This window comes from Chryseobacterium sp. DZ-32 (assembly GCF_059587025.1).
Genome location: NZ_JCAIOM010000038.1, coordinates 2,087 through 5,502, shown reverse-complemented (window position 1 = coordinate 5,502; position 3,416 = coordinate 2,087). Strand labels below are relative to the sequence as shown.

At 47.5% G+C, this 3,416-nt stretch carries 2 tRNA genes and 2 rRNA genes; all 4 read right to left on the bottom strand.

The window, feature by feature from the left end:
- Positions 1-29: 29 nt before the first annotated feature.
- The 4 genes from rrf to AC59HC_RS22915 all read right to left on the bottom strand — a co-directional run bounded on the left by rrf (position 30) and on the right by AC59HC_RS22915 (position 3,416).
- Positions 30-137 (bottom strand): 5S ribosomal RNA (gene rrf / locus AC59HC_RS22930).
- Positions 138-281: 144 nt separating this feature from the next.
- A 23S ribosomal RNA gene (locus AC59HC_RS22925) occupies positions 282-3,034 on the bottom strand.
- A 149-nt stretch (positions 3,035-3,183) separates the two neighbouring features.
- Positions 3,184-3,260 (bottom strand) — tRNA-Ala (locus AC59HC_RS22920).
- Positions 3,261-3,342: 82 nt separating this feature from the next.
- Positions 3,343-3,416 (bottom strand) — tRNA-Ile (locus AC59HC_RS22915).

Below are 3,416 nucleotides of genomic sequence, written 5' to 3'. Positions count from 1 at the left end.
GATAAAGGATTTTTTAAAAATAAAATAAAAACTGGCGGCGGCCTACTCTCCCGCGTTAGCAGTACCATCGGCGCTGGTGGGCTTAACTTCTGTGTTCGGAATGGGAACAGGTGAGCCCCACCGCTAAAACCACCCTAAAGAAGGTATATAGCTTTAAGCATTAGGCCTGAAGCCTTAAGCTTATTGCGTTTTAAGCGATAAAAACTTTCACAAAGACAAAACCTTCGCTGCGCATAAAGAACTTGTCATTTATTATATTATAATTTCATATAGCAACCATAGGCTATAAATCTACGGGTAATTAGTACTACTTGGCTATGACATTACTGTCTTTACACCTATAGCCTATCAACGTCGTCATCTACAACGACCCTTAAAAGATGTCTCATCTTGAGGCGAGTTTCGCACTTATATGCTTTCAGTGCTTATCTCTTCCAAACGTAGCTACTCAGCGGTGCACCTGGCGGTACAACTGATACACCAGAGGTTTGTTCAATTCGGTCCTCTCGTACTAGAATCAAGCCCTCTCAAACATCTAACGCCCGCAATAGATAGAGACCGAACTGTCTCACGACGTTCTGAACCCAGCTCGCGTGCCACTTTAATGGGCGAACAGCCCAACCCTTGGGACCTTCTCCAGCCCCAGGATGTGACGAGCCGACATCGAGGTGCCGAACCTCCCCGTCGATGTGAGCTCTTGGGGGAGACTAGCCTGTTATCCCCGGAGTACCTTTTATCCTATGAGCGATGGCCCTTCCATACGGAACCACCGGATCACTATGTCCTGCTTTCGCACCTGATCGACTTGTTGGTCTCACAGTCAAGCACCCTTATGCCATTACACTCTACGCACGGTTACCAAGCGTGCTGAGGGTACCTTTGAAAGCCTCCGTTACTCTTTTGGAGGCGACCACCCCAGTCAAACTACCCACCACGCAATGTCCTTCTGAAAGAAGTTAGGCTCCAAGTAAGTAAAGGGTGGTATTTCAACGTCGGCTCCACAAACACTAGCGTGCCTGCTTCAAAGCCTCCCACCTATCCTACACATTACTTACTCAAAGTCAATACGAAGTTATAGTAAAGGTTCACAGGGTCTTTTCGTCCCATTGCGGGTAATCGGCATCTTCACCGATACTACAATTTCACCGAGCTCGTGGCTGAGACAGTGCCCAGATCGTTACACCATTCGTGCAGGTCGGAACTTACCCGACAAGGAATTTCGCTACCTTAGGACCGTTATAGTTACGGCCGCCGTTTACTGGGGCTTCAGTTAATGCCTTCGCTTACGCTAAGCACCTTCCTTAACCTTCCAGCACCGGGCAGGTGTCAGACCCTATACAGCATCTTTCGATTTAGCAGAGTCCTGTGTTTTTGATAAACAGTCGCCTGGGCCTCTTCACTGCGGCCACCATTGCTGATGGCGTCTCTTCTTCCGAAGTTACGAGACTATTTTGCCTAGTTCCTTAGCCACGACTCACTCGAGCACCTTAGGATTCTCTCCTCGACCACCTGTGTCGGTTTTGGTACGGGTTGCTTCACTTCGGCTTTTCTTGGATCAGATTACACTACAGCAGCTTCGCCCGAAGGCTAGGCCTTGACTATTCCGTCAGTCTCCAGCAGCTACATCCAACCGTCCCCTTTTATTGTGAGCAAGTATGGGAATATTAACCCATTGTCCATCCACTACCCCTTTCGGGTTCGCGTTAGGTCCCGACTAACCCTCAGCTGATTAGCATGGCTGAGGAAGCCTTGGTCTTTCGGTGAGCAGGTTTCTCGCCTGCTTTATCGTTACTTATGCCTACATTTTCTTTTCTATCCGCTCCACAATACCTCACAGTACTGCTTCGGCGCAAATAGAATGCTCTCCTACCAGATATATAAAATATAAATCCATAGCTTCGGTAATATGTTTATGCCCGATTATTATCCATGCCGGACCGCTCGACTAGTGAGCTGTTACGCACTCTTTAAATGAATGGCTGCTTCCAAGCCAACATCCTAGCTGTCAATGCAGTCCAACCGCGTTGTTTCAACTTAACATATATTTTGGGACCTTAGCTGTTGGTCTGGGTTCTTTCCCTCTCGGACATGGACCTTAGCACCCATGCCCTCACTGCCGTAGAACATTTATTAGCATTCGGAGTTTGTCAGGAATTGGTAGGCGATGAAACCCCCGCATCCAATCAGTAGCTCTACCTCTAATAAACTTATATACGACGCTGCACCTAAATGCATTTCGGAGAGTACGAGCTATCTCCCAGTTTGATTGGCCTTTCACCCCTACCCACAGGTCATCCGAAGACTTTTCAACGTCAACCGGTTCGGTCCTCCACTCTGTGTTACCAGAGCTTCAACCTGCCCATGGGTAGATCACAAGGTTTCGCGTCTAATCCTACTAACTATGCGCCCTATTCAGACTCGCTTTCGCTCCGGCTCCGGTACTTAATACCTTAACCTCGCTAGTAAAATTAACTCGTAGGCTCATTATGCAAAAGGCACGCCGTCACAGCATTACGCTGCTCCGACCGCTTGTAGGCGTACGGTTTCAGGTTCTATTTCACCCTTCTATTCGAAGTGCTTTTCACCTTTCCTTCACAGTACTTGTTCACTATCGGTCTTTCAGGAGTATTTAGCCTTGGAGGATGGTCCCCCCATATTCAGACAGGATTTCACGTGTCCCGCCCTACTCATTTATCATCTCTATATGCCTTTCGAGTACAGGATTATCACCTTCTATGATTGTTCTTTCCAGAACATTCCTCTAAACATAAAAAGACTTTTGGGCTAATCCGCTTTCGCTCGCCACTACTTACGGAATCTCTTCGATTTCTTTTCCTCCGGGTACTTAGATGTTTCAGTTCTCCGGGTTTGCTCCTCTTACGAGGTGACATATCTTCAATATGCCGGGTTGCCCCATTCGGATATCTGCGGATCAATTCGTGTGTGCCAATCCCCGCAGCTTTTCGCAGCTTACCACGTCCTTCGTCGCCTCTGAAAGCCTAGGCATCCGCCATACGCCCTTAACGATTTCTTTCCTATTGGTTACTCAAGCGCTTTATGCGCTCGGTTTTCTCTTTGTGATGTCTTTACCGTTAATGTCAATGATCTTAAATCTATTTCTGATTTAATTCGCAAATATTGTTTTTGGCTCTATTTGCTTTTTTAAAACTAAACCATCTATGATGGTGGAGAATAAGGGAGTCGAACCCTTGACCTCCTGCGTGCAAGGCAGGCGCTCTAGCCAGCTGAGCTAATTCCCCCTCTAGGTGCTGCAGGCTTTACGCTATAAGCTTTAGGCGTATCGCCTACTGCTTCCAGCTTAATGCTTACCGCTTTAATTAGTAGTCTCGGGCAGGCTCGAACTGCCGACCTCTACATTATCAGTGTAGCGCTCTAACCAGCTGAGCTACGAGACT